The organism is Pseudomaricurvus alcaniphilus (genome assembly GCF_011440395.1).
Classification (GTDB): Bacteria; Pseudomonadota; Gammaproteobacteria; order Pseudomonadales; family Cellvibrionaceae; genus Pseudomaricurvus; species Pseudomaricurvus alcaniphilus.
Window position 1 is genome coordinate 406,303 of record NZ_JAAOIX010000003.1, and the last position, 26,727, is coordinate 433,029.

7 protein-coding genes are annotated in these 26,727 nt (G+C 56.6%); 5 read left to right on the forward strand and 2 right to left on the reverse strand.

What is annotated here, in order from left to right; translation table 11 throughout:
- Positions 1 to 14 precede the first annotated feature (14 nt).
- Positions 15 to 2,063, reverse strand: coding sequence for a multiheme c-type cytochrome (locus G8764_RS10035; RefSeq protein WP_166164487.1), 2,049 nt, complete (start codon positions 2,061 to 2,063; stop codon positions 15 to 17).
- Positions 2,050 to 5,601: an FG-GAP-like repeat-containing protein gene (locus tag G8764_RS10040; RefSeq protein ID WP_166164488.1), complete on the reverse strand. Its 3,552-nt coding sequence runs from the start codon at positions 5,599 to 5,601 to the stop codon at positions 2,050 to 2,052. Before G8764_RS10040 ends, G8764_RS10035 begins: the two co-directional genes overlap by 14 nt.
- 1,199 nt (positions 5,602 to 6,800) lie before the next feature.
- On the opposite strand from G8764_RS10040, the gene G8764_RS10045 reads away from it, so the two are divergent.
- The 5 genes from G8764_RS10045 (at position 6,801) to G8764_RS10065 (ending at position 26,705) form a co-directional block, all read left to right on the forward strand.
- A complete protein-coding gene (locus G8764_RS10045; RefSeq protein ID WP_207951804.1) occupies positions 6,801 to 10,802 on the forward strand; it encodes a MopE-related protein in 4,002 nt (1,333 codons plus the stop codon).
- Between the two features lie 15 nt (positions 10,803 to 10,817).
- Positions 10,818 to 11,513: a hypothetical protein gene (locus G8764_RS10050; protein ID WP_166164490.1), complete on the forward strand. Its 696-nt coding sequence runs from the start codon at positions 10,818 to 10,820 to the stop codon at positions 11,511 to 11,513.
- Positions 11,514 to 11,680: 167 nt separating this feature from the next.
- Positions 11,681 to 22,117, forward strand: coding sequence for an Ig-like domain-containing protein (locus G8764_RS10055; RefSeq protein ID WP_166164491.1), 10,437 nt, complete (start codon positions 11,681 to 11,683; stop codon positions 22,115 to 22,117).
- A 9-nt stretch (positions 22,118 to 22,126) separates the two neighbouring features.
- Positions 22,127 to 25,507, forward strand: coding sequence for a MopE-related protein (locus tag G8764_RS10060; protein WP_166164492.1), 3,381 nt, complete (start codon positions 22,127 to 22,129; stop codon positions 25,505 to 25,507).
- Between the two features lie 31 nt (positions 25,508 to 25,538).
- On the forward strand, positions 25,539 to 26,705 hold the full coding sequence (locus tag G8764_RS10065) for a hypothetical protein (protein WP_166164493.1): 1,167 nt from the start codon (positions 25,539 to 25,541) through the stop codon (positions 26,703 to 26,705).
- Positions 26,706 to 26,727: the final 22 nt, after the last annotated feature.

Here is a 26,727-nt window from a genome sequence, read left to right on the forward strand (position 1 = left end):
TGGGGAACTATGGATTATCTGTCCAGGCTGCTGACCCGGGCCTCGCTCTCCACCTCTTTGCGCACTCGCAGGGGAATATTGAGGCTGTCCCAGGCCATATCGACCACCGGGATCTTGACGTATTTGTCGCGCAGGGCCCAGCGCGCATAGCGTTCATTGAGCTTGCGGTACTTGAGGGTGGTGGTGACGGTCAATGGCGATTTGGCCCAGCTTGGCACGGTAAAGCTGTAGCGCACAATGTCGGATTCACCGGCTTTGACCACGCGCTTGTAGGCTTCGCCGACCCGGTTGAACAGGTCGTGTTTCCAGACTTCCTTGCCGTGCCGGTCAATGGGTTTGGAGACGTAGAAATAGGCGTCTTTATCGACGTAATTGAATTCGTCGATGGCACCGCTGGTGTAAACCTCACGCCCCTCGGCATCGAGCACGATAAACTCCAGCCAGGCTTCATTGATATCGATGGTCCCGCCGGGGAAATTGTGGCCGACGCCGTTGTTGCTGACGACAATATTGAGGCTCGCGGTCTCGCCCAGATAGTAATAGTAAGGCGCCTCGTCAAAGTTGCGCAGGCTTTCGTCCAGGGCTTGCAGCGTTTGCAGGGCATCGCGCCGATTGGGGCGCTCGATACTGATGCGCATTTTATTCGACTGCAGGAATTTAATGGTTTCCTGCAGGTGCTGCTGGTCGCCTCGCAGCAGCGGCAAGAAGGTATTGGCGGCGGCGAATTGGTGGGCGCGAACCTGGCCGTCCTGGTCGGCGGAGGGGTCACTCGCCGGTCGCAGTGGCATGTGGCAATCGTTGCAGCGCACCGCGGCAGCGCTGGCAAAACCCTCTTCGTGCTGCTTGGAATAGGGGCTTTCCAGCCAGGCGGAGTAGTCGTCCTGCATCTTCACCCAGCCCCAGTTGTTCATATCCTTGTCCATAAACTGGGTGTGGCAGGAGCCGCATATTTTCGGGTCCTTGAGCAGCGGTCGCCCCATGTCCAGTTTGTGCTGGTTCGGGTTCAGGCGTATCAACCAGCTGTTGATGCCGGTCAGCAGCGGGCCTTCTGCCTGGGCAAACAAATAGTCCTCGGCGGGCTGGAACTGGTAACTGGCGACTCCCTTCAGGTGGGGCAGTGATGCGATACCGTGGCAGCCCATACAGGGGATACCTTCGTGGTTGGCGGTGGAGCCGGCAATGCCCCCGTGTTTACCACCCGGTGACAGCTCGCCGGTGAGCAGTGCGGACGGTGCGTGACAGCCCTCGCAGTAGCGGGTGGCGGTGATGCCCTTGTTGTCGGCCAACAGGGAAACGTTAGTGACATAGCTGGGGTCGGAGGCGGCGAGCATGTGGGCCGAGGCCTGCCACTGGTTGCCGATGTCTTCATGACAGGCCATGCAGCGGTGGGAGTTGGAGATTTGCCGGGCATCGATAAAGGTACCGCTGCTGGTTTCGGTCTGGCTCGGCCGGAAGGGATGGGGGCCGTAGTTGTACAGGTAGTTTTCCGTTACCGGTTGGTCGGAGTAATCGGGCTCGGCCAGCTGGTAAATAAAACTGGCGCTGGCAATGGCGACCTGGATAAACAGGTTGAAGCCCAATACCGTGACCAGCATGGGCCTGGTCAGGCTGGGAAATTTCGGGCCCGGCTGGTTTCTGCGATTGGCGGGCAAAAAGACGAAATGCACCAGCAGGTGCACTGTCAGCAGCAGGACAAACAGCAGGGCGCTGACAATATGGGCGTCCAGCAGCCACTGTTGATTTTCCCGCTGGCCGAACAGGGCCAGATGCAGGCCGCTGTAGGCAAAAATGATAAACAACGGCAGCGTGACTACGCCGCTCAACATGGAGGGCAAACGGCGGAAGCCCACGGTGCGGCGTATGTGGGTGATAAAGTAGGGCGTCAGTGCCAGGGCGGTGGCGATACCGGTGAGTGCGTGGGCAAGGACCGTCCACTGCAGGAAAACCGAGTGTTCTTGCAGCAGGTAGACGGTAAGACCGCTGCTGGCACAGGCCACCAGCAGGGCAAAGGTTATGGGTGAATAGCCTTTTTCCGTGGCGAGTAAATCTTTAACCGGTCGCATTTTGCAAAAGCTCGCTGTCGACAAAGTTGATGACTTGATCGTAACTGGACTTGAGCAAGTAGGTGGCCGAGGCCAGGCGCACCTCCATGCTGCTGTTGCGATCTTTCAGTAGCGCCCAGAGTGAGGATTCCAGTTCGCTACTGGAAGGGTAGGCCGCCAGGGTATCGATGGCCTGTGGCAATTCGCGGGCGGGTATATTGGCGAGGTAGGGTGCCAGCATATGCCCGGCGATAAAAGCGTCGGTCTTGCTGGCCAAAATTAGCAGCTGGCATTTTTGCTCATCACTGAAGTGGTCGGACTCGAGGATGCCTTTGACCTGGATGCGGGCCTGCAGGGTTTGTGCCAGCGGTGCGGAGGCTGCGGCTCCATTTTCATAGAGGCAGAGTGTTTGCGCGTATTGCCAGCGCGGCTCATTGGCAACCTGCTGCAAACTGGCGCTGTCGAAGTTGAGGTTGCCGATATGGCGGCAATCGGTCAGGTTGGCCAGCCACTGATCGTTATCCGCCGCGGCTATAATCCCGCCGAGGAGCAGGCGTCGGCTGCGGTCGTTTAAATTGCTGAAGATCCGCGCGGTAGCGCGGTAGCCGAGGCCGCCGGAATGCAGCCGCGCCACCCACAGGTCGACGATTTCCGGGCTGAATTGCAGCGCTGACGACTGTGGGCGGTTAAGGATATCTTCCACCAGCGCTTCGCTTTCACTGCCAACCAACTGTGCCAGTGCCTCATCCGCTTCGGACCGAAAGCTGAGCAAGGCCAGGTAGGCACGCTGGCGGACCTCCGCGCTGTCGGCCTGCAACTGGCGCCTGGCAAAGCTCGCGTGCTGGCTGAACTGGCCCAGTCGCATGGCATCCAGCAGCGCCGGCAACAGCGTAACTTCCGCGGTCTCGGGGTTTATGCCGGTGCCGTACAAACCCTGGTAATGGCGCCTCAGTTCCGCCAGTAAAAACTCCTTGCGCAGGACAATGCCGTCCGCCTGCTGCAACAGGTTGTTGAGCAGCTGCAAGGCAAATGCAGGGTTGTCGCCGGGCTCTGCTGACGCCAGTTGCTGGAAATATTCGGCCACTTCCTGCTGCTGGCCCAACCGGTGCAGGGCGATCAGTGCTGTGGCGCTGATTGCCGCCGGCTGGGCGGCTACAGGCGTGGTCATCTTGCGCAGAGTGGCAATAGCGGCCGAATCTCGAACCAGCCCCAGGGCCTGAATGGCGGCGCTGCGCACGGGCACAGATTCTGCGCTGTCCGCCAGTTGGATAAGTGGCAGTGCGGCACGCTTGTGCTCGGCGGCAGCCAGCGCCTGTATGGCGCAGATTTTTACCGGTTCCGGTGCCGTTTGCAAAAGCCGAATGAGTGGCGCTACGGCAAGCTTTTTCCGGTGAGTCACGGCCTCCTCTTCGTTAAAGAAGAACTCGAAAGTGGCCGCCACGGCACATTGTACGCGGCTATCCTCGGCCTCCAGCAGGGGCAGCAACCAGGCGACACTGGCTTCCAGTTCCAGTGCTTGCGCCAATTCTATGGCAGCCAGTTGGATCTCGACCGAGCTGTCGCCCAAGCCGCGCTGTAACAGCGCCAGGAATTCTGTGCTCCAGGCTTGCTTGATATAGCCGAATATCGCCAGCCGTGTCTGCTGCTCGCTGGAGTCCCATAATTGCAAAAGTTTTGCCAGGCGATCGCTGGATTTCGATTCAATCAGGAATCTCGCCAGGGCCGTGCGGGTGGCGGGGCTGAACGCCGCGATTCTGGCGGCGAAGTCGCGCTGGCTCGGCCGCATGTCGGGGACGGGCTGGAGCGAGCCGCCGGCCTTGTCTACCCGATAGTATTGATTGACGGCGAGTTGGGTCAGTGTGGTACTGGAGCCATCGCGCCATTGAATCTTGACCTTGTCGATGGTGTTGATATCACCCAGGCCCAGGTGCAGGCGGGCGTCACCTTGTGACAGGAAGCCCTGTGCCGGCAGTGCCTGGCCCAGGAAGCGCTGCTCGCCGGCGTAGATTTCAAGGCGAGCGCCATAGGACTGGGAGGGTGGGTTTAATGCCGTGAGATCGAAGCCAACCCAGTTGCCATTGGGCCTGGAGGCGAGGCCGAGAATTTGCAGCGGGCCATTGTTGTTACTCACCACCAGCTCAAGTTGCCCGTCGTTATCCAGGTCGGCGCTAATGACTCCCCGTGAAGAGTAGGAGAAGTTGGCTGGCGGTGGAGTGGTGGATGCAGTGAAAATACCCTGTTTGGTGCCGAGAAACAGGTAGTTGGGTTGCCCCTGGGGTACCAGCTCTGAGTCCATGTCGGGCTCAATGGCACCGTTGGCGAGGTAGATATCCGTTATGCCGTCGTTATTGAGGTCGCCGCTGGTGGCGCCCCAGCTGCTGAGGTTGCTGCGATTCTGGTGGGCGATACCGGCTTGCCAGGCCTGGTCGGTTAGGCTTGCGGGTATTTTCCTGCCGCTGCCGAGTGCAGCGCTGGGCTCGGTGCGGGCCAATACCGGTGCCATACCGCGATGGCGGGTCATCAGGATTTCGAGGTTGCCGTCGTAGTTGAGGTCGGCCACCAGTGCGTCGTGAACGCCCGGGGTTTCCAGCAGAGAGTTGTCGCTCTCGGCGATATCAAACGCGCGTCCTTCCCGATTGAGAAATACCTGGCTGGGGCTTTCGCTGCCATTGATGACCAGCAGGTCAGGCCAGCTGTCACGATTCAGGTCCAGCCATTTGGCGCCCAGGCTGCGACCAAAGGAATTGGCCACACCCATAGTCGTCGCGACCTCGCGAAAGCGAAAATCACCCAGGTTCAAGTACAACTTGTTCGGTAGCGGGTCATAGAGAGTTGCATCAAACGCAACGCGATCGGTTTCGAAGCCCTTGGAGCGCTCAAAAGTCCGCGCTCCCTGCTCGTATTTGATGTAATTGCTGAGATAGATATCGATCAGTCCATCCCGGTTGAAGTCACCCAGTGCGGCGCCGGTGCTCCAGGACTCGGCCAGGATACCGGAAGTGGCACTGATATCCTGGAATTTGCCGGCGCCGGTATTTTTGTACAGGCGGTTGTTATCGATGCCAGTGACCAGCAGATCCTCCCAGCCGTCATTGTCGAGGTCAGCGACGGCACAACCCATTCCCCAGCCACTGGACTGCAGGCCGGCGGCTTCGGTCTGGTCTTCGAGCCAGAGGCCGTCGCGATTGATCAACAGCTTGTTGCCAGCCTGTTTATGCCACCAGGAGGCGCGGCCATAGTGACGGGTATGGCCACCGCCACCGACAAAAAACAAATCCAGCCAGCCATCCTTGTTGGCATCGAATGCGCATACGCCACTGCCCAGGGTCTCGGTGAGGGCGGTGAGTTTGTCGGTAGTTTGCTGGTGGTGAACATTGAGCTGCCAGTCGAGGCTCTTGTCGCGCAGTTGCGCTGGTGGTACTTCTGGCCGGGGCTGGAGCTCCGCGGGCGGGGCATATAACGGCGCTGTGACGGCGGGTTTCGGTTGCGGCAATTGGCTGAGGACAAGGCCAGCGAGCAACAGCGATGTCGCTGCCAAAAACAGGGGGAATCGTGACAATCGATTGCTCATTGGATTGCAGTGTCAGCCTGGGTGGTTGAGGCATTATTGTTGTGAACATTTGGCGCCGTGGCGCCTGGAGTGCAACTCCATTGAAGATTGTACTGTACCTATTTGAGAGTACAACAGAATTTACCGAATAGCGGGGCGGTGGCACCGGCGGCTGTGCGTCGCAGCCCCGCCCTGTAGAGGTTGAGGTCAGAGTCCGTGTTGCTGAGATGTCAGAATAGTTTACAAGTGACTGCTCGGCTGTTCCTAATCTGCGACCCAGCCATTGGCAGATCGGGCATTACGCTGCTCGGGCCGGTCGGATTTGATTTCTACCCTCAAGCTGAAACGAAAGCGCTGCTGGACCATGCCGACAATCTTTGCAGGGGCTGCGTGAAGCTGGTGTTACTCAATTGCTGCCCACCGGCAATCGTTTTTTATCTTCTATAGGCTATAAAAAAAATTGCTTTTAGCTGCGATAAAGTATTTGCCGTCAGGAGTTAAATGGCGCCTAATAGAGCTGATGTTTGTCGCCTGAGCGCCAATGTTGCGGAAATCAAGCGAATTTCAAACGAATATCTGCTAAACAGGTAACATGTAAACGGGCACTAACTACGCTATAGAGATACTCAACCGGTAGAGACGCGTGCCCTGGTACCGGGATAAGTGGGTTGAGCACTACGAGCGCTAATAGAACAAAAGAATAAAGTTAGCTTCTGGTGTTGGTCTACAAGTTGGTTGGCGATAGTTTTGTACGAATTATTCGCCGACAAGTGCGAGCCAGTTCGCCGATTTCGCCAGGACGAGATTAGTTGAAATCGGCAGGTGCCTCGCGCGCCCCGGTATCAGGTGTCTTGTGGATACTTGAACAAAAAACCGAGGATGGCAGCTGTTTGCGACTTTTGAGATAGCTGGCGCTGTACCTGGGAGACAGGGGATCAGGAATGTGATTCTGGCTCTACACAATAAAATTAGCTCCGGCAGCAGTGGTTACTGTATACCGGTGCCCCTCAGGCAGGTAGCGGCTATTCGGCGGCTGCTGCGTACCTCCCCGGTCAGTCCCGCTATACTTTTTCCCCGTCCGGTTTTCCTTCCAGCTTCCCTATTAGAAGGTTTCGTTCCTATCTTCCGAGAGGGCGTGCGCCCTGCGGAAGCTTGTGCACGCCTGTTGCTTGCACTGTCCAATTTGCAGGGTCATTACAATGCAGCTTATGAATAGCACTTTTAAATACTGCTGGATCGTCATTGTTGCACTGCTGGGCTTTACGCCAGCCTACGCTGAAATTCTGCCCGGGCAGCTGGAAGTGGTCAGCTCCAAGCGGCTCAGTTTTACTGACTATGAGTACGTCTACCGCCTCAATGTCAGTAATACCGGCGGCGACGTCAGCAACCTCAAAGCAAAGGTCAGCGCGCCCACCTCCAACCCGGTTATGCTCGACGATACCCTCGAATTTGCCGATATCGCTGCCGGTGGCAGCGGTGCCAGCCTCGATACCTTTTCCATTCGCCTCAATCGGCGCCAGGCCAATAGCCTGGAGCAACTGGCCTACAGTTTCACTTTCGATGAAGATACTGGTGCAGTCGATGCGGACGACGACGGCTACAACTCGGACGAAGACTGCAATGACAATGATCCCGACATCAACCCCGGTGCCGACGAGATCCCCGGTAACAACGTGGATGAAAATTGTGACGGGGTAGTGGAGGACCCTGGCCAGGATGCAGACGGCGACGGCTTTGATGCTGATGTGGATTGCGATGACAGCAACGCCGATATTAATCCCGATGCTGACGAAATTACCGGAAACGCCGTGGACGAAAACTGCGATGGGGTGGCCGAAGATGTCGATGGTGACGGGTTTACCGTTGCAGCGAATGACTGCAATGATAACAACGCTGCGGTAAATCCGGGTGTTGACGAGATTATTGACAACGGTGTTGATGATAACTGTGATGGTGTTATCGATACTGGCGTCAGCGATTTCGATGATCAGGACATGGATGGCGATACGTACTCCATCGATGTGGATTGCGATGATACCAACCCGGATATAAATCCTGGGGCCGATGAGGTAGGCGGCAATAGCGTAGATGAGAATTGCGACGGTGTTGCCGATGACATAGACGGGGATGGTTTTAGCGTGGCACAGAACGATTGTGACGATGCTAACGCAGACATCAATCCGAACGCTACTGAAATTACCGGCAACACGATCGACGAAAATTGTGATGGTGTCGCTGATGATATCGACGGTGACGGTTTTACCATCGCCCAGAATGACTGTGATGATAGCGATGCACAAATCAATCCGGCTGCTGAAGAAATTGTAGCCAATGATGTCGATGAAAATTGCGACGGCTTTATCGATAGTGGGGAAGTGCTGGCGGCAGACCTGGATGGTGACGGGTTTACGGTGGAGGATGGTGACTGCGATGACAGCGATGCGGCGATCAATCCCGACGCTGAAAGCATTGCCAATAACGGTATTGATGAGAATTGTGATGGTTCTGACCCGCTGGAGGCGGAGGCGATCACGGTCCGAATTACCTCACCCAAGTCACTGATCACAGTGGGCGCCTCGCCGCTAACCATTACTGGAACCGTCAGCGATTTAGATGCGGCGCTGACGGTCAACGGTGTCGCGGTGACAGCGGATAGCGAAGGTGCATTCAGCGCCAGCGTAAGTCTCCAGGAGGGGCATAACTCGGTGGTCGCTCGCGCGGTCAAGGACGGCATGCAGGTAACCGACTCGATCGCGGTATCACTGGATTTGACTGAACCCTATGTCACCATTGAATCCCACACCGAGGGCCAGAAGGTCTACAGTGATGCCATCACCGTCACCGGCCTGATCAACGATATAGTGCGTGGCACCGTCGAGGAGAGCCAGGCCAGTGTCACTGTGAACGGCATACAAGCAGCAATTTCCAACCGCAGCTACGCAGTGAAAAATGTGTCTCTTACTGAGGGCAACAATACCATCGAAGTGGTTGGTGTCGACCAGGTCGGCAATATGGCGACGCTGCAGAGAACGGTCAACTATGTAGTACCGCTGGGACGGCGGTTGGAAATCGTCGGCGGGCAGGACCAAACCGCGACCATCAATACCGTGCTGGAAGATCCTTTGGCAGTGAAAGTGCTGGATGACGCTGGTGATCCGGTGGCCGATGCCCGGGTGGTGTTTCGGGTAATTCAGGGCTCCGGTGTGGTGGCAGCGGGGTCGGCAACAGAAGGCCGCGCTGTGGTGGTGACCAGCGATGACGAAGGTATGGCCGAGACCGCCTTCAAGGTAGGGGTACGGGTCGGCAGCTCCAACCAGAAAGTCCGCGCCCAGGTGGTGGGCTACGATACCCTGGCGGTATTCAATGCCAGCACCACCGGCAATATTGGCAACAAGATCAGCATTAATTCGGGTAACAACCAGCGCGGTGCGGTGGGCCAGGTCCTGCCGGAGGCGTTTGTGGTGTCGGTTACCGATGACGGCGCCAATGTGGTCGAGGGTGCTCGGGTCTTGTTTGAAGTGGCCAATGGAGGTGGGGAGCTGTCAGGTGTCGGCGCTGCCCAGTTCGGCAAACAATTCCAGGCTACCACCGACAGTGACGGCCGTGCGACCGCGGAATACAAACTGGGCTACCTCTCGGGGCTGGATGCACAGCGGGTGACGGCAACGCTGTTGGATGCACCGCTCGACGACCAGGGCAATACTGTACTGATCAACGCCGGTTTCAGTGCCACCGGCTTCGTTCCCGCCGATCCTGGCGATACGTCCATCAGTGGTGTAGTGCTGGATAACCAGGATGCGCCAGTGCCCGGGGTTACAGTTCGGGTCGAGGGGACGGAGCGCCAGGGCATCACGGATGAACAGGGAAGATTCCTGATTGACGAGGCGCCAGTGGGGCCAGTGCACCTGATCGCCGACGGTTCAACCGCCACTCAAGAGGGTGAATTCCCGAGTCTTTCTTATAATATTGTAACCATCTCAGGGGTCGACAACCCCCTGCCGGCCCCTATCTACATAGTCAAGTTGAATACCGATGGTGCCGTGCTAGCCGGCCCGGAGACCGTTGAGTTGACGCTGTCCAGCTATCCCGGGTTCAAATTGGAGATACTGAAGGACTCCGTCACCTTTCCCGACGGCTCCAAACAGGGCCTGATTTCAGTCACCCCTGTGAACGCATCCACCGTACCCATGGCGCCGCCCAATGGCATGCAGCCGCAGTTTATTGTCACCATCCAGCCCACCGGCACCAAGTTCAATCCGCCAGCCCCCCTGACCCTGCCCAACGTCGACGGTCACATGCCCGGAGCTCAGGTGGAGATGTATTCTTATGATCACGATCTGGAGGAGTTTGTCTCGATTGGCCTGGGCACGGTCAGTGAGGACGGCTCATTGGTGGAATCCAATCCCGGTGTGGGCGTCGTTAAGGCCGGCTGGCACTGTGGCTCCCAGCCTGGCGGCCAGGGCTGCGCGCACAATTGCCCCGAGTGCGCCAGTTGCAATGCCCAGTGTAATTGTTTCTGGGACAACAGCCTGTCGCCAACATCCCTAACAGACACGCCCGGGGATTGCAAAAAGCCGGGGTGCAATAACGGCCCCAAACAGGTGCCTGACAATAGTGATATTTCCGCCGCAGACGCGAAATGTAAAATGTGTTCCGGTGGTTCATTGCAGAATAAGCCCAATGGAACGCCACCGGCGACACCGGCAGCATCGGCGGGTCCTGCGCCCCAGAACAGCAATGTGGTTACCGGGTGGTGGGGCAGGAACTCAGCCTTTGGTTACGATTTGGCGCTCAACTGTACCTCGCTGTGCGTTAACGGCGATGAAAAATTCGGTCTTGGAGGAGACATAACCCCCTCGGCCAGCTGGGTCGTGCAAATACGTACGGTGTTGCGAGACGTCGCCGGCTGTGCCAACCCGGGAGGGGCCAGAACCGCGCCGAATATTGCACGCACTACCACCCATGAACTGAAACACCGGGATTTTCTGATGGGTGTTATCAACAGCAATAAAGCGACCATTGGCACGGTGTATGATTCACAGGCAGCGTGCAATACAGCGAAAACCGCACTGACGACCAAAGTCCAAAACGAGTGGACGGCCATGGTTGCACAACAGGCGGCCCACACGGACTTTGCCGGTGAGGCTAAATACTCAACCTATTGTGTAGGGGGTAACCCCACTGAACAGGCTAATGGTACGACCTATTAAAGCAGGTATCGATTTATGAGATTTTTAAGCTTTTTGTTTGCACTTAATTTATTGATGTTTTCAGGAGTTGACGTGATAGCTGAAGAAGAGCTTATTTGTTCAGAGGAAGGTAATTGCGAATTAAGCCTGCAGCAGAAGGTCAAGTTGAGCTATGCAGATGCCTTTCTGGTAGTCAGCGGTTCGTTTGAAAAAACGTCCAATGCCAAGCTGGAGAAGTTCGCGGATGATTCTGCGTTTATGGATGTCGTTTTCAAAGTTGATCGCTATCTTAAGGGGGCTGCTCAGGCTACCAGCTTTAATTTCAAACTGCCTGTTTACACCCGCGATATACAGTCCAACGGCAAGGAGAGTAAATTGCTGGTAAGCGGGAACTACACCAGCACACTTAGGTATCTCGAAAAGCTTGAGCAGCAATTGGAGTCAGGTGACATCGCTAAAAATGATTACCAGAAAAAACTTGATGCCTACAGAAGCAAGTTGGAGGTGTCTGACGAGCAGGTACTGAAGGGCGCGTTTATTGTCCCGGTGAGACCTGGCGGACTGGATTATTCGCACCGGGTTGCGGACGTACCTGTTGACTATTCAAGGAAGTATATCTTGTTCATTTACACTGGTTTGCCAGCGTTTGATAACAAGTTTTTGATGTCGTCGAATCTCGATCTTTATCCGCAAGAGGGTCGAGCTGACCTGGACCGGTTATTGGCCATGTAGACGGCAGTGAATGATAGCTAGTGCCGCTGATGAGGTCAGTTTTACCAGAATTTATTGAGTAGTTATTGACGTAAGTTGCCATGCAGCAGCGCTAGTAGAGACAAGGTGGAAGCTCAATGAACATCACTAATCGATCTGTCATTAGAGAAATTACAAAATGTTTTGCGATGCTGGTTATTGCAGTTTCCGCTCATGCTCAGCTGGATGAAAATTGTGTCATCAACATTCTCAATCGCACCATCCAGGTATCGGCTGGCGGCGGTTGGTCAATACCCAATATTCCCTCAACCCAGGGGGCCGTGCGGGCACGGGCAACCTGTTCCGAAGAAGATGGCAGTACCATATCCGGCCAAAGCGGCTACTTTACTATACTCAATAACGGCATTACCCAGGTCGGCGAAATCGAGTTTGCCGGTGTTGACCCCATTCCCTCACAGCTGGATTTTACCCCCTCTACACCCATTTTATTCGACACTATTGGTGCCACTGAACAACTGGAGGTTACCGCCACCTATCCCGATGGTTCCACCGCTGACGTCACTTCATCCAGTATGGGCACCAATTATTTCTCCACCAATTCCGCCGTGGTATCGGTCAATGCGGAAGGCCTGATTACAGTTCGCGCCAATGGCCTCGCCTTGATCAGCGCGCGTAAAGACGGCGTGCTGGCCATGCGCACGGTGCAGGTCAACACCGGTGGCGACCTCGACGGTGACGGCCTGCCGGATGACTATGAAACCGCCAATGGCCTGAACCCCAACGATGAGATCGATGCGATTGAGGACCAGGACGGTGACGGGCTCACCGCGCTGGAAGAATTTAACCTCGGTACCAACCCCCGTGTTGCCGATACCGATGGCGATGGTATTAATGACGGCGAGGAAGTCGTCGCCGGGGCGGACGGTTTTATCACCAACCCCCTGCTGGCCGACAGCGATGGCGATGGTCTTTCCGATGGTGTTGAAATTGCCGTAGGTTCCGACCCCAATGACAGTGCCGATACCAACCTGGAGGCGGCGCTGGTATCGCTGCGCTCCGTGCCCGCCAATGTGGTAATGACCTTCAATGGCATCGATAGCGAGGTGAGCACTCAACTGTCTATTCTGGGGCTGTTGATCGATGGCTCGGAGGTGGATCTCACGGAAACGGTCACCTACAGTTCCGATGATGTTACCGTGGCCAGTTTTGGCCTGGTCAAGGGTGAAGTGTTTGGCGGGTTGCCGGGTGACGCCGTGGTTAGCGCCTCTATCGGCAGCAAGTCGGTGGATATCAATGTCACCGTGCGCGCCTTCGAGGCGGTTGCCCTGTCGGCGGTGGATATCCCCGGCTACGCCAATAATGTGGATATCAGTGGTGACTACGCCTTTGTCGCCGCCGGCGCCGAAGGACTGCAGGTGGTTGACGTCTCTGACCGGACTGCACCGGAAGTGGTGGCGGCTCTGGATACCGATGGCACCGCGATTGATATCAAAGTGGTGGGAGATTTTGTCTACCTGGCCGATGGTGAGGCGGGGCTGAAGATTATCAATGTGGCCGATCCGCTGGCGCCGTTCCTGCTCGGTTCGCTCGATACTGCCGGGGTAACCCAGGATCTGGCGGTGCAGCTCAATTACGCATTTCTCGCCAACGGCAGTGCCGGTATTGAAGTGGTGGATATATCGGATGCGGCCAGCCCGTCCTCGGTCGCTACTCTCGAAGGCCTGGGGTCTGTGCTGGGTATCGCCGTAGAGCAGGAGCTGATGGCCATAGTGGCAGGTTCCTCACTGATCGCTATCGATATCAGCGACCCGACCAGCCCGATTCGACTTGGCAGCGTTAATATTGGTGCGGTCAAGGACCTGGCATTGGGTAATGGCTACGCCCATGTGGCGGCCTACAGCCAGGGTTACCGGGTGGTTGATCTGAGCGAGCCGATGCTGCCGCGTATTACTGGCGGCGACAGCAGCATCGCGCCGCGGGATGTGGCCCTGACCCGCAACTTCGCCTTCTACGCCGAGCAGCTGTTCCCCAATGTGGTGGCGTTTATCAATATCTTTGACCCGGAAGCTCCCGTCTTCCAGGGCACAATCAACCTGTCGCCGTTTGGTGATTACGCCGGCACCGGTATCGCCCTCGATGCCAGCTACGCCTATATCACTGAAGAGAGTTTTGTGGTCAGCCAGGACTACAAGGCGACCGGTAATACCAAGCTGTTTATCGCCCAGTACCGCGACATCAATGATAATAACGGCGTTCCGCCAACGATTTCTATTACCAATCCGGCGGATGGCTCGGTGGTGGTGGAAGGCAGAAAACTGGTGATCACAGCCGATGCAGAGGATGACATCGCGGTGGCCAGCGTCAGCTTTTTCGTCAATGACAACCTGGTCTTTACCGACACCTCTTCGCCTTATCAGGCCGTTATTACCGTTCCTGCCCCGGGAGAGGCCGATTTGGTGCTTGGCGCATCGGCCATCGATTTAGGCGGTAATGTTACCTTTGCAGCGGATGTCAGTGTCGAGATCCAGCCGGATGCGGACGGCGACGGGCTCGGCGACGATGAAGAGGTGAATACCTGGAACACCGATCCGCTGGATCCCGACTCTGACGACGACGGCTTGCTGGACGGGGTCGAAATTCGCCTCGGTACTGACCCCAACGATACCGATTCCGACGACGATGGCATCGATGACCAGACCGAAGTCAACAACGGTACCGACCCGCTGAACCCGGATGTCACACCACCGCTGGTTGACTCCTCGACACCGGATGACGGCGCAACGGATGTGCCGGAAAACTCCAGTATCAGTGTCGTGTTTAATGAACCGCTGCAGCCCAAGTCCATTACCAGTCAGTCGCTGCGTATCATTCCTGAGGGCAGCACCACGCCGCTGGCGGGTTCACTGCAGCTGGTTTCGGGCAACACCGAACTGTTATTCGTGCCGACCAATATCATGGCGGACTTTACCTTGCATACGGTTTCTATTGCCGGGGTCAGGGACCGGGCCGGGAACCCGATTGTCGCGGTAGAGCGCACCTTTACCACCGGTAACTTTGTCGATACTGTGCGCCCCAGTGTGGTTGATATCAGCCCTACCAGCAATGCAACTGATGTGGCTCTCAACAGTGTTATCGACGTGATAATGAGCGAGCCGATTATTCCCGAGACTGTCACCGAGAACTCGTTCTACGTGATCGATCGCTCCACCAATCTTCGTTTTGAGGGGGTGCGTTCAGTCGCGGACGATAAGACCAGTATCTCGTTTGTGCCCAATTCGCCCTTCCTGGTTGGGCGCCAGTACCAGGTGGTGTTGACCACCGATATCCAGGATTTGTTCGGGCTGGCGTTAAATGGCACGTCTCGTTTCTTTACCACCTCGTTTGCTTCCGACGGTACGGCGCCCCAGGTAGAGTCTGCATCCGTCGTTGCCAATATGCAGAATGTACCTACCAATGCGCTGCTCAATGTGCGGTTTACTGAAGTTATCAGCGCGCTCTATGTAAACCAGATCAAGCTGCTGGACGGTAACGGTGCCGAAGTGGCGGTAACCCGGACATTGAACAACGACAAGAGAACGGTATCCCTCGACCCGGTAGCCATGCTGGAGGCCGACAGTAATTACACCTTTGTCATCGACGGGGTAAGGGATTTAAGCGGTAACCTGTTGCCCAACCCGGTGTCTATTGATTTTGTCACCGGCAGTGAGTCGGACACCGAGACCGGGGGTATCAGCCATTGGAGTTTCGCCAATAATGCCGTGTTGCCCCTGAATACACGCCTGGAAGTCAAACTCAGCGAGCGTATCGACCCCACCAGCATCAACACCGATGCCAATACCGGGCAGGCGACTTTTGTTCTCTACAGCAACACCCAGAATCGATTTATTCGCGGTCAGGGGCTACTTGATAGCGATCGCCGCAACCTGCGGTTCGAGCCTGCTGAGGCCCTGCAGTGGGGGCACAACTATCGGCTTTACGTGACCTACAACACCTATCTGTTCGATCTTGCTGGCAATCGTATTAACGGCACCAGCTTTGGTTTTACTGCCAGTAACATTGAAGACACGGTGGCGCCCAGTGTGCAGCAAACCAGTTTTGCCGATGGCACCACGGATGTAGCGGTGAACAGCAATATTTTGTTTAGCGTGGACGAACCCCTCAGTGACAGCTGCCTGGATAAAGTGATTCTCAGCAGTGGCGGTGTGCCAGTGCCTGCTGCTGTGACGCTGGCTTCGGATCGGCGCACATTAACGGTCAATCCGAACGAAGACCTGGCCATCAGCAGCGAGTATGAGCTGGTGCTGAATGGTCTCTGCGATTACGCCGGCAATTCATTGAGCACTACCTTGCTCGGCTTTACTACCTCCTCATCCTCTGCCGCCGACACCGCGGGACCGACGGTACAGAGTATTTCCCCTGTCTCCAATGCCACTCTGGTGGGTGTGGATACACAAATTGTCATCACTTACAGTGAACCGTTGAGTCCGTTTACCCGGCCGCCGGTCTACGTCAATAACGGTACTGTTCTGGTGCCTGGCAGCTATGAGATTGCCAGCAATGTGCTGACCTTTACCCCCACCGAGCCGCTGCTCGGCAGCACCCAGTACCGGACCGATGCCGATGCCTACGACCTGGCAGGAAATTTCCGCAACAATGGTAATTACTATTTCACCACCGAGGAGCTGGAAGACGCTACTGCGCCGGTGGTGCAGGCCATCGCGCCGGAAACCAACGCGGTTGACGTGAGCCCTGCCAATAACGTTGTGCTGACCTTTAGCGAGGCTATGGCCACCAACACCATCAACAACAGCAATATCGTGTTCTACGCCAATGGCGATATTATTATCCCCTCGGTGTTCCGTGCTGCGGACGGCAGGGAAGTGACTCTCTCCGCCACTCTGCCCTGGAACAGCGTGGTGAGTGTGGTGGTGACCGATCGGGTTACCGACCTGCGCGGCAATCCGATTGCGCCCTATGTCAGTTCGTTTACGACCTCGGTGTTGAACACCGACGGTGTTCGTCCCCGTGTCTCCCGAACCCTGCCAGTCAGTGGTACTTCCGGTAGGTCAGGCTTACGGGAAGTGGTGATGTACATTGACGAGCCGTTGGCTGCTGATAGTGTGCCAGCTGCCTTCCATATCGCCGAGAACGGTGTTCTGGTGGATGATCAGGGCAGTCTGGAAGTCTTGGGGGATGGTCGCACTGTGCGCTTTACCAAGAATACCCCGTTTGCTGAAGGCGCCTTGGTGCAAATGTACCTCAGTGATTTGGCCACCGATACCGCCAATAATCCACTGAGCAATTTCAGTGCCTTCTTTAATATGCGCACTACTAGCGACGGGATTGGTACGCGGCCGACTACTTTAGTGCATGCACCTTTCTGGGGCGAAACCGGGGTGTCTCTCAATCCAGTACTTTATGTACTTTGGTCCGAGCCGCTGGACTCCGCCTCTCTGACGGACAGCAATGTCTTTTTGGCCAAGGATTACAGTGGTCCACGCGTTCCGATTACCGTAGAACTGAATAGCCAGCCAGTCGATATAGGTTCCCAGACAGCAGTGCCCGGCCAATTGATGATTGTAACTCCACAGGAGTTGCTGGAGTTGCCCGTCGCTCCCGCCACAAGTCAGATCTATTACCTGCGCCTGCAGGCCGGTATTACCGATACTGATGGCGATACCCTTGGGTTTGAGCGCGCTCCTTACTTCTATACTGGCGAGAATTCAGTGGAGGATAATCGCAGCCCGGTGGTACTTGCATTGAGTCCACCCGATGGTGAAACTGGTGTAGGCACCAACCCTTATTTTGCAGTCCGCTACGATGAGCCTGTAGTCAACCTTGTGTTCGACACGGAGACACTTGCGAATTCGCAGTTCAGTGAGGATAACCGTGTGTTGCGTTACCAGCGTTACGGGACCTTACCTGCGGACACCGAGGTTATGGAAACCCTGCCTCCGGTTGGCGACCAAAGCGGCAATGCGGTGGCTGCCACCAGCACGACCTTTACCACATCCAGTGGCCCGGACCTGGCCAATGGCTCGGTGGTTAGCATTTCCGTCGCCAGCGGCGCCACCGATGTGCCTCGCAATGCGACCCTGGTGCGTGAGTTCGATGAACCCATCGATCCTGTCAGTGTCACTGAGAGTGGCGTTTACCTCTACGATACAATTACCGGCTTGCGCGTGCCGGCCACCATCGACCTCAGTGCCGATGGCAAGCGGCTGATCATGGTACCGGTCAGTAGTTTGCCCGTTGGTCGCGGCCACAACTGGTATGCCTTTAGCTTACGTGACTTGAGCGGCAACCCGATGTCGGGGTCGAGTTACTTCTTCGTCACCGGTTTCGAGGCAGACAACATCGCACCGCAGATGGAAGTGGCCACCTTGTTCGACGGCCAGACCGAGGTGCCCACCAATGTGCGGCTGCGGGCGCGCTTTGACGAGCCATTGAGTCCGTTGCACCTGGCCGGTGTGGAGCTGCGCAACGGGCTAGGCGAGCCGGTCTTGGCCAGCGTCAGTCTCAGTGGTGATCGGCGCACCATCAGCCTGGTGCCGACACAATTGCTGCGGCCGGCCAGTGATTACACTCTCTCCATTGTTGATATTGAAGACATTAGTGGCAATGTGCTGGCGGCGCCTATCAGTATTGGTTTCACTACTGGCGCTTCTATCGATAACCTGCGCGGTAGTGTTTTGAATTTCAGTTTTGCCAACAATGCTGATGTGCCACTCAATGCTGTGCTGGAAGTTGAACTAAGCGAGCGCATCGATCCCACCTCCGTGAGTACCGCCACCAATGTGGCCAGCCTCACACTGTACAGCAACACCCAGGGTCGCTTTATGCAGGGCCAGGGCGTATTGGCTGCGGATGGCCGCCACTTGCGTTTCGAGTTGGATGAGGCTTTGTCGGCGGGTCATACCTACCGCCTGTATGTAACTTACAATGTCAATCTGTTTGATTTGGCTGGCAACATTATCAATGGCAATAGCCGTCAATTCAGCGTCGTCGATGTGACCGATAATTCGGCGCCCCAGGTGGAGCTGACCAGCATTGCCGATGGTGCCGTTGATGTGGCCGTCAATAGCAGGGTGTTGTTCCGGGTCGATGAGCCCCTGAGCGACAGCTGCCTGAATGATATTATCTTGACTGGTGGTGGCGCGACGGTGGATATCTCCATAGCGCTGGCCAATGATCGCCGCACTCTGACCGTAGATCCGTTGACCGACCTGGCAACCAGCACTGCCTACAGCCTTGAGCTGAACGGGTTGTGTGATTACGCGGGCAACACTTTGACCACCACGCTGCTGGGCTTTACCACCTCGTCGTCGTCAGCCCTCGATACAACAGGCCCCACGCTGCAGACTATAGACCCGGGCGCCAACTCCACCAATGTGTCAGTGGATACTGCGATAACCATCACTTACAGCGAGCCCCTCAGCGTGTTCACCAGGCCGGTGGTCTACGCCAACAGCACTGGTGTGCAGGTGCCGGGTAGCTACAGTATCAATGTCAATGAGCTGACCTTTACCCCGGCTGAGCCATTGCTGGGCGGTACCCAGTACCGCACTGATGCCGATGCCTACGACCTGGCCGGCAATTTCCGCAACAACGGCAATTACTATTTCACCACTGAGGCGCTGGCCGATGCCACTGCGCCCACCGTGACTGCGATAGCACCGGAAAGCAATGCCGTGGATGTCAGCCCAGCGTCCAGTGTGGTGTTGAGCTTCAGTGAAGCCATGACGCCCAATTCCGTCAGTAACAGTAATATTTTGTTCTACGCCAACGGCGGCATCATTACCCCGTCGGTATTCCGCTCTGCCGACGGTCGCGAGGCGACTTTATCCGCTAACCTGCCCTCCAACAGTGTCGTCAGTGTCGTGGTTACCGACCGGGTTACCGACCTGAGTGGCAATCCGATGGCACCTTTTGTCAGCTCCTTTACCACGTCGGCGCTGAATACCGATGGGTCAAGGCCGCGCGTTTCCAGGGCGCTGCCAGTTAACGGCTCGTCCGGTTGGCTGGGGTTGAGGGAGGTGGTGCTGTACACCGATGAGCCGCTGGATGTGGCAAGTGTCGAGGCCGCATTCCATATTTCTGAAAACGGCGAGCTGGTGGACGACCAGGGCACCCTGGAAGTGTTGGGCGATGGTCGTACTGTGCGCTTCACCAAGGATGAGCCTTTTGCCGAGGGTGCCCTGGTGCAAGTGTTCCTCAGCGACCTGGCTACTGACATCGCCCACAACCCGCTGAACAACTACAGTGCCTACTTCTTTATGGGTACTACCAGTGACGGCGTGGGTGTGCGTCCGACCACTTTGGTGCATTCACCCGTATTGGGTGCAACCGGCGTGTCCTTGAATCCTGCCCTGCAGATACTGTGGTCAGAGCCGCTGGATGCCTCCTCGCTCGATGACACCACGGTGTTCCTGGAGAAAGGTTTTAACGGCCCTCGCGTTCCAGTCACCATTGAATTAAATGACCAGCCGGGCGATATTGGCTATGAAACCGTGCCGGGTCAAATAATGACCGTAGTACCCCAGGAGTTACTGGAGCTGCCGGTAGAACCAGCGACGCAGCAGATCTACTACTTGCGCTTGCAGGCAGGCATTACGGACACCGATGGCGATACCCAGGGCTTCGAGCGTGCCCCGTACTTCTATACCGGACTCAACTCAGTGGAGGATGATCGAGCTCCGGTGGTCATTGCCCTGAGCCCGCCGGACGCTGAATCCGACGTCGGCACCAATCCACACTATGCGGTGCGCTTTGATGAAACCATCAGCACCCTCGTGTACGACGACGCCAGCCTGATTGGACTGCAATTTAGTTCAAACGAGAACAACCAGGTGATACGCTATCAGCGTACTGGTACCTTGCTGGCCAGCAGTGAGGTGACCGAAACGGTGCCGCCCACTTCGGATCTCAGCGGTAACCAGGCCGCCGAGACCAGCACCACCTTTAACACCGGCACCGGACCGGATCTTGCGGGTGGTGCGGTGGTGTCTATTTCGGTAGCGGCCAGCGCCACCGATGTGCCGCGCAATCCGATTTTGGTGCGGGAGTTCAATGAGCCACTCGACCCGGTCAGTGTGACCGAGAGTGGGGTGTACCTGCACGACACGGTTGATAACGCACGGGTACCCACCACCTTGATGCAGAGCGCTGACGGCAAGCGCCTGACCCTGGTGCCGGTCAATGTTCTCGCAGGTGGTCGCCAGTACTGTTGGTATGCTAATTCGCTGCGGGATTTGAGCGATAACAGCATGAGTTCCGGCGGTTATTGTTTTACCACCGGATTTGAAGAAGATAACACCGGCCCGATTATGGAGTCGGCTACCTTGTTCAATGGGCAAACCTCAGTGCCCACCAATGTGCGTCTCAATGTGCGCTTCAATGAGCCGCTCAGTCCATTGAAGCTGGATGGGGTGCAGTTGCTGGATGGTGCGGATGAACCTGTCACGGTCAGCGTCAGTACCAGCAGTGATCGGCGTACCCTGACAGTGGTGCCGACCCAGTTGTTGCAAGCATCTACAGCCTATACCCTGGCAATTGCCGACGTCGAGGACGTCAGTGGCAACGCCCTGGCAGCGGCCATCAATATTGGCTTTACCACTGGCACAGGTGTCGACAATATCAGGCCGTCCATCAGCAGATGGAGCTTTGTCAGCAATGCCTCGCTGCCGCTAAACGGGGTATTGGAAGTGGAGTTGAACGAACGCATAGACCCCACCTCCGTCAGTACTGTAACCAACCAGGCGACCCTGGCTCTGTACAGCAACACCCAGGGGCGCCTGATGCAGGGCAGCGGGGTATTGGCGGCGGATGGCCGGCATTTGCGCTTCGCCCCGGGTGAGGCGTTGCAGGCCGATCACTCTTATCGGTTATATATCAACTACAACACCTCTCTGTTTGATCTGGCTGGCAACACAGTAAACGGTAGCAGTCTGGCTTTTACCACGGTGGCAGGTGACGACGAAACCGCGCCAGCATTTGTTCAGGCGACGGTGGCGGATGGGCAGACTGGAGTACCGACCAACGCACTGCTGAATGTCGAGTTCAATGAGGCCATCAGCCAAACACGGCTTTCCGGACTGGTGCTAGAAGACAGCTTCAATGCCAGTGTGCCGGTTTCCATGTCGTTCAACAGCAGGGCGAATATTGTTACTTTGGATCCGCTATCATCCTTGCAGACCAACAGCAGTTATGAGCTGCTGATCGCGGATGTCGAGGACCTGGCCGGAAACGTGTTGGCTACTCCAATCTCCCTCGGGCTTACCACCGGTGCCAGTGAGGACACGACTCGTGGCAATATCAGCAGCTGGAGTTTTACCGCTGATGAAACGCTGGCACGGGATGTCGTGCTGCAGGTGACACTCGACGAGCGGGTTGACCCAACCACGGTGGATGCTGCACGCTTCTACCTGCTCGACGAGCAGGCCGCCAATGCAGCGGTGCCGGGCTCTATTGCTGTTTCAGCCGATGGGTTGACCCTGACCTTCACCCCGGACGAGTTGCTTAAAGCCAATGGTCAATACCGCCTCTACGTCAGTTATTCCTACTTTTTCGATCTGGCAGGGAACCTGATAAACCGAGGAAATCGACGCTTCTTTACTGGTGAATAAAAGGTTTCTATGCCTCCATCAAAAAAGTCGGTTGTTTTTGGCCAGGGATTGAGCCGGGCTTTTGGTTTGTTGCTTGCCGGTTTACTGTTCTCTTTCAGCGTCCATGCTGAAATTCTGCCCGGGCAACTGGAGGTGGTCAGCTCCAAACGCCTCAGTTTCACCGACTATGAGTACGTCTACCGCCTCAGTGTCAGCAACACCGGCGGCGATGTCACTAACCTCAGTGCGAAAGTTAGCGCGCCGACTTCCAACCCGGTGTTACTGGATGACAGCCTCGAATTTGCCGATATTGTGGCCGGCGGCAGTGGTGCCAGTGTCGATACCTTTTCCATACGCCTGAACCGGCGCCAGGCCAATAGTCTCAATTTGTTAACCTACAGTTTCACCTTTGACGAAGATAACGGTGTTGTCGACGCCGACGAAGACGGCTACAGCGCCGATGAAGACTGTGACGATAGCGACCCGGACATCAACCCCGGCGTCACCGAGATCGGCGGTAACGAGGTGGATGAAAACTGCGACGGAGTGGCAGATGACGTGGACGGTGACGGCTTCAGCGCAGCGCAGAATGATTGTAATGATAACGATGCGGCCATTAACCCCAACGTCGAGGAAATTGCCGGCAACGACGTGGATGAAAACTGCGATGGGTTTGTCGACCCCGGCGAGCCAGACCCGGACGATCTCGACGGCGACGGCTTTGCCAGTGCCGAGGACTGCGACGATAACGATGCCGCCATCAACCCCGGAGCTGACAGTATTCCCAATAATGGCATCGATGAGGATTGCGACGGTCTCGACCCCATCGTGGCGGCGTCGCTGGCGGTGCGGATCACTTCGCCGAAGTCGTTGATCACCGTCGGCGCCTCGCCGCTTGCCATAACCGGCACCCTGGATGACCCCAGTGCGGCATTGACGGTCAACGGGGTGGCGGTCACAGCGGATGCGGAGGGCAACTTCAGTGCCAATGTGGGGCTGCAGGAAGGGCACAACAGCGTGGTTGCCCGGGCCGTCAAAGACGGCACCCAGGTGACCGATTCCATTGCGGTCTCCCTTGACCTGACCGAACCCCAGGTGACCATTGAATCCCACAGCGACGGCCAGAAAGTGTTTACCGACAAGATAACGGTGACCGGCCTGATTAACGACATTGTGCGTGGCACCATCGAGGCGAGCCAGGCCAGTGTTACGGTCAATGGGGTGCAGGCGGCGATCTCCAATCGCAGTTACTCGGCGAAAAACATTCCGTTGCAGGTCGGCTCCAACTCTATTGAGGTACTGGGTGTCGACCAGGTGGGTAATGTTGGCCGCCGCCAGATAGCCGTGAACTACACCGTGCCGGCCGGTCGGCGGCTGGAAATTATTGGAGGTGACGACCAGACCGCAGCGATCAATACCATACTGCCGGAACCTCTGGCGGTGCAGGTGCTGAATGATGCTGGCGAGGGGGTCGGCAATGCCTCGGTGGTGTTCCGGGTGATTCAGGGCTCCGGTGTGGTTGCCGCAGGCACGGATAAAGAAGGGCGGGCGGTGGTGGTAAGCACCGATGCTGACGGGATGGCCGAGACGCCGTTCAAGCTGGGTGTGCGGGTCGGCAGTGCTAACCAGAAGGTGCGCGCCCAGGTGGTAGGTTACGAGACCCTGGCGGTGTTCAACGCCAGCGCCACGGGCAATATCGGCAACAAGATCAGTATCAACTCGGGCAATAACCAGCGCGGCGCGGTGGGCCAGCTATTGCCGGAGGCGCTGGTGGTAGTGGTTACCGACGACGGTGCCAACGTGGTCAAGGATGCCCGGGTGCTGTTTAAGGTCACCCGGGGGCGCGGGGAGCTCTCCGGGGTTGGCTCGGGCGAGTTTGGCAGCCAGCTGCAGGTGCAGACCGACAGTGATGGTCGGGCCACGGCGGAGTACAAACTGGGCTTCCTGGCCGGGCTCGATGCGCAGCGAATTACCGCCACACTGCTGGACGCACCTACCGATGACCAGGGCAATCTGCAACTTATCACTGCCGGCTTTAGTGCCACTGCCTTTGTGCCAGCGGACCCCGGTGCCACCACCGTTAGCGGGGTGGTGCTTGATAACCAGGATAACCCGCTGTCGGGGGTGACGGTACGAATCAGTGGCACCGAGCGCCAGGACGCTACCGACGATCAGGGTAAATTCCTGATCGAGGAGGCCCCGGTGGGCCCGGTGCACCTGATTGCCGACGGCTCCACCACCACGGTGGAAGGGGAGTTTCCGTCTCTGTCCTACAATATCGTTACCATCGCCGGGGTCGACAATCCACTGTCGGCACCGATCTATATGGTGAAACTAAACTCCGACGGTGCGGTGTTCGCCGGTCCCCAGGATGTGGATCTGGAGCTGGCGTCCTACCCCGGGTTCAAGCTGCGCATCATCAGGAATTCCGTCACCTTCCCCGACGGCGCGCGGCAAGGGCTGGTGTCGGTGACGCCGGTGAACGCGTCGACTGTGCCTATGGCCCCTCCCAACGGCATGCAGCCGCAGTTTATCGTCACCATCCAGCCCACCGGTACCCGCTTTGACCCGCCGGCGCCGCTGACCCTGCCGAATGTGGACGGCCACCGACCCGGAGCCCAGGTGGAGATGTACTCCTACGATCACGACCTGGAGGAATTTGTCTCGATCGGTTTGGGGACCGTGTCTGAAGACGGATCCCTGGTGGAGTCGAACCCGGGTGTGGGTGTGGTCAAGGCCGGCTGGCACTGCGGTTCACAGCCGGGCGGGCAGGGCTGTGCCCACAACTGTCCTGACTGCGAACGCTGCGATGCCAACTGCAACTGTGTGGCTGACAGCTCCAAGGACGGCACTGAAACCTCGGCGGGCGGGTGTTGTTACCAGGGCAGCTCCATTTCCAAGAAGCAATCCTATGACGATTTACAGAGCAAGTGTAAGTCACCTGTGCAGGATACCGTCAGGCCTCATGAAGTGGATGGCTGTTCCGGCGGTATCCAGCAAAACCCGACCCGGGCCGGCGGGTTGTATATCCCATCCTTATTGTGGAGCCAGGACGAAAACTTGAGCGCTACCGATTTCGGTATCCCGCAACCCGGTTTGAATATACCTCACACAGGCCTGACAGGTTTTATTCCCGCACCTTGTAATAACCACGATATTTGCTATCAAAGCTGTGGCCGCACCCAGAAGGTGTGCGATGATGAAATCTTTGATGATATGGTGGCTGTGTGCAATGCCGCCTATCCCAGCCCTTGCCCGGCCAGCAAATCTGTATTCCAGTGCCTGGATTATTTTGATGAGGCGGCCTACTGCAACCAGATGGCCAATGAAATCTGGTTGGGGCTGCGTGCTTTTGGTTCGTCTGCTTACGAGGAACGGCAGGGGCAGTTCTGTAACTGTTGTGGCAGCTGAAAGCACGGTGAAATGAACAGAGGAGAGTAATTTGCAACGCATTGGTCTGTTGATAGGGTGCGTGTTTTCTATACTGGCGCAGGCCGACGCGCTCAATATTAATACAGCGGATACCCTGGTGATCGATGGCTACGAAAATAGTCGCTTCTGGGATGTGGTGTGTAGCGCAAACGAAAAGTCAGTCTGCTACATGGTTGTGTCGGCAACCAGGCTGGTGGCAGACGCAGAGCAGCAGGATGTATTGCTCTATGAATTGAATCAGGACGGGCACATAGATAAGGTGGCTTCGTTAAGCTACCCGCAAAAGATATCGCGGGTGAAAGTTACCCGCTCAAATTCCGCAGTGGTCGCGCAGTTGAACGGTAGTCAGGGCAACGTCGGTTTGGTTTTATTTGATACCCGGCACGGTCGTGCTACCAATATTACCGACTATATTTCGAGGTTTGGTGACCAGGGTCAGTTTATCGCTGCAAGCATGGAGCGGGATCACGAAGCCGTAATGCTTTACGGTCACAACCACAAGCTGGAACTGATCTCGGTTGATGTATTGGCGGGAAAGAAAGCTCGGCAACAGAGTCTGCTTTTGCCCGCTGACGAACACGTATCGATTCTGGATTTCAGTGCCGTAGCGGGCGGCTACCTGGTTGTGGGGGCTGGACAGGAGCAGGGGCGACGCTATGGCGTGGCGATGATGGCCCTGGATTCCGGCGCCAGCGAGGACCACTATCGCCTTGTTAACAACTATTATTACGCAGTAGAAGCCAGGGGACGACACTTGTTGGCTTTTGGTAACTCTATCGTAAAGGATGACTCGGTAGTTACGGTTTTTGAAGGTAGTGGTCCGGGTTATAAGCATAAAGGAGATTTTCAATTCTCCAAAGCCGGCGGCTTGAATATTGACAATGGCGTTATGTGTGATAAATACGTCTATGAAATTAGTGCTGATAGCAGCAACAAATTCACCCGCATGCATATAATATTCCACGGAATCAGCCAGGCTTCCGCGGCTAATCCCCAAACGACTCCAGCGACAATCATTGTCAACGCCAATACCCCGATTTTGTTTCAATCTGCCCGCATATTCTCTATAAATCAGCAGGCTTTCCTGCTGCTCAACGCCGGTGAATTAAATTCGTCGTCACGCCAGCTGGAAACCAGGATAATAATGACTAAAGTTATTGGAATAGCGGACTGCTGATAATTCGGCAGCATCTGTCTCA